This window comes from Sphingomonas sp. (assembly GCF_040398505.1).
Classification (GTDB): domain Bacteria; phylum Pseudomonadota; class Alphaproteobacteria; order Sphingomonadales; family Sphingomonadaceae; genus Sphingomonas.
Genome location: NZ_JBBATX010000180.1, coordinates 1 through 2774, shown reverse-complemented (window position 1 = coordinate 2774; position 2774 = coordinate 1). Strand labels below are relative to the sequence as shown.

Annotated in this window: 3 protein-coding genes; all 3 read left to right on the top strand. The window is 65.2% G+C overall.

Translation table 11 applies throughout. The features are described from left to right. On the top strand, positions 1-484 hold a 484-nt coding region (locus tag ABWP09_RS14120), incomplete at its 5' end, for a ferritin-like domain-containing protein (protein ID WP_353205757.1). Beyond that, positions 481-2298: a hypothetical protein gene (locus tag ABWP09_RS14115; RefSeq protein ID WP_353205756.1), complete on the top strand. Its 1818-nt coding sequence runs from the start codon at positions 481-483 to the stop codon at positions 2296-2298. The genes ABWP09_RS14120 and ABWP09_RS14115, both read left to right, overlap by 4 nt. 75 nt (positions 2299-2373) lie before the next feature. Next, positions 2374-2774, top strand: a 401-nt coding sequence (locus tag ABWP09_RS14110; RefSeq protein WP_353205755.1) for an aminotransferase class I/II-fold pyridoxal phosphate-dependent enzyme, incomplete at its 3' end; no start/stop codon positions are given.

Here is a 2774-nt window from a genome sequence, read left to right as displayed (position 1 = left end):
TTACGCCGACGCCCATCTCGCGATCACGCAGATCATTTCCGAAGGCGAGGGTGCACCCGACGATTCGCTCGATTTTCAGAACGATATCGCGCATTTCTACCGCTTCGGGGAAGTGTTCTACGATCGCGTGCTGACCAAGGCCCCGGGGACCGAAAAGGGCTATACGTGGGGACCCGAGCCGCTCGGCGTCGATTGGGACGCGGTGTTCCCCGCGATCTCTGACCCCGGCGAGCATGATTTTTCGAACGATCCGCCCGCCGCGCAAGCCGCACAAGCCGAATGCGATGCTGCTTACGCGCTGATGGTCGATGAACTGCAGCGGGCGGTGTCGGGCGAGCCTGCGCGGATGGGCAATGCCGCACAGGCGATGTTCGATTTGCGGATGGCGATGCTCGTCGCCTTCCGCACCCCGCTCGCCGATCCGACCAAGGTTTCCGGGCCGAGCTTCCGCTACAATCCCACCACCGAGGGAGCATTGCTATGAGTGTGCTCGAAACCCCGCAGATCCTGTTCCGCGGCAAGGTGGCGTGGGACCCGATCACCACCAACAATTACAGCACGATGTATGACGAAGCCGCGGCATCCTGGGCGCAGATCCCGGCGGAAACCGCGCAAGCCTTTCGCGACGAGGCGATCACCGCAGTCGAGAATGGCAATTGGAACCCCGGGGGCACGCACCGATCGACCTTTTTCGATACGCAGATCAGCGGTGTCGACACCGGCGGCGGGGTCGTCACCGACGATCCGTTTGTCAGCGCGCCGGTCGGCTTTCAGGGGATGCTGGTCGATTGCGAGCCGTACGGCGCGTTCAGCTCGCAGCTGTTCTTCGATTCGCTCAGCTTGGGGATCGCCGGAGGGTGCCGGATCTATGCGCCGCGCACCACGCGCTTTACCGCGCGCTACATCAATTTCCGTCGCAACGGTGCCAATCGCATGATCGCGGGCGTCGCCTCGGTCATCTGGCAGACGGCGTTCGCCAAGGCCGATGGGCTTCAAATCGACACCTTTGATTCGCCCGCGCTGCAGACGCTCGCCGCGGCGCTTGAGGATCCTGACGTGCTGGGGCTGACGGTGCGGTGGAATTCGTATTTCACGGTCTATTATGATGATCCCTCGCTCGGCGATGCCAGCGACCCGGCCAAACAGAAACAGCTTCAGGCGGCGCGGGCCGCCGAGCTGCAGGCCAAATTGCTGGGTGGTGGCTTCCAGCCCAATCCAGCGCGCAGCGACATTGTCGGCGTGGTCGGGCTGTGGCGCACGGGCGAGCCAATCCACGAGCCGGGCGACCGTGCCTTGCTGTCGGCTGAGGGCAATGTCGCGTTCGGCACCGCCTTCGCGCGGATCGACGGCGACACGCTGACGCTCGACCTCAGCAACAGTGTCAGCGAAGTCGATCAGGCGCTGACCAAGCAGAATTTGGGGCAGATCGATGTTGTCGCACGCGATGCCAGCGGCACCGATCTCGCGGTGCTCGGCAGCCTGGCCTATGCTGATTATGACAAGGCTGCCTATGATCGGGCGTCAGGGCTGGTGACGCTCAAGCTCGATCCCGATGCCGCGACAATCGCCGCCGACGCTGATCTGTGCCTGCGTCAAAGCAACGGCACGGTGCTCGCCGCCGAAGCCGCGCTGCGCGCGATTCCGCTCACCCCCAACCTTTATCTCGATCAGGGCGATACCACGACCGCGTTCGCGCAAGTCTATGCGCGCGGGGTTCCGGTGGGGGCGGGGGTGCCGGTGACGATCGCAGCCTCCGCGTCGAGCGTGACGGTCACCTCGGTGGCGCAGACCGATGCGAACGGCCAGGTCGCGTTCGACGTGATCGGCAGCCAGGGGCAAGTCAACGGCTTCGTCTTTGTGCCGGGTCCCGATGCGGTGGTGCCACCGGGCGGGATCGATCCGCAGGTCACCACGTACATGTATGCGCGGACGCTGCCCGATAACGGGCTGGAACAGGTGCCTGCGACCTGGGCCAACGTCTACAACGCCGTGCTGATCAATTGGTATGCGATGGCGCCGTGCATGGACAATTGGCTGCGGCTCAACGATCCGGCGCAAGTTCATGCTTATGGCCCGTTGCTCAAGACGCTGACCGACCCCGCCAATTTCGAATCGTTCCGCTTCATGCCGGTGGTGCGCGACATGACGGCGGATTCGCGCGGGCTGCTCTACCGCTTCCTCGACGGGCCAGCGCCCGGCGCGACGAAGGTTGCAGACGGGATGACGGCGGCGCTGGTCGAGGAGTTGGCGCACGAACCGACCAATGCCGAACTCAGCCGCGCGATGCGCGGCAATTGAGCGCGGAGGAGGCCTGACGCGCAGGGATGGGTGTGATACGGCGCGGACGAGATCAGCTGTTCCCGGGCGTCCAAGATGAATCCAGTCTACTCCGCGCTCGGCACCACGATCTTCGAGACGATGTCGGCGCGCGCGCGGGCGACCGGGGCGATCAATCTCGGCCAGGGCTTCCCCGACGGGCGCGGGCCGGAGGATGTGCTGGCGGAAGGCGCGCGCGCGCTGCTCGAAGACTCGAACCAATATCCGCCGATGGCGGGTACCCCCGCGCTGCGGCAGGCGGTGGCCGATCATTACCGCTTGCATCAGGGGCTCGATCTCTCGCCCGACGAAGTGATCGTGACTTCGGGCGCGACCGAAGCGCTGGCGGCGGCAATCTTCGCCCTGGTGTCGCCCGGCGACGAGGTGGTGCTGTTCCAGCCGCTCTACGACGCCTATCTGCCGCTGGTGCAGCGCGCGGGCGGGGTGGCGAAGCTGGT

What these genes read in the sequence shown, in the direction of transcription:
- ABWP09_RS14115 (WP_353205756.1), top strand. Translation starts at nt 481, where the DNA reads ATGAGTGTGCTCGAAACCCCGCAGATCCTGTTCCGCGGCAAGGTGGCG.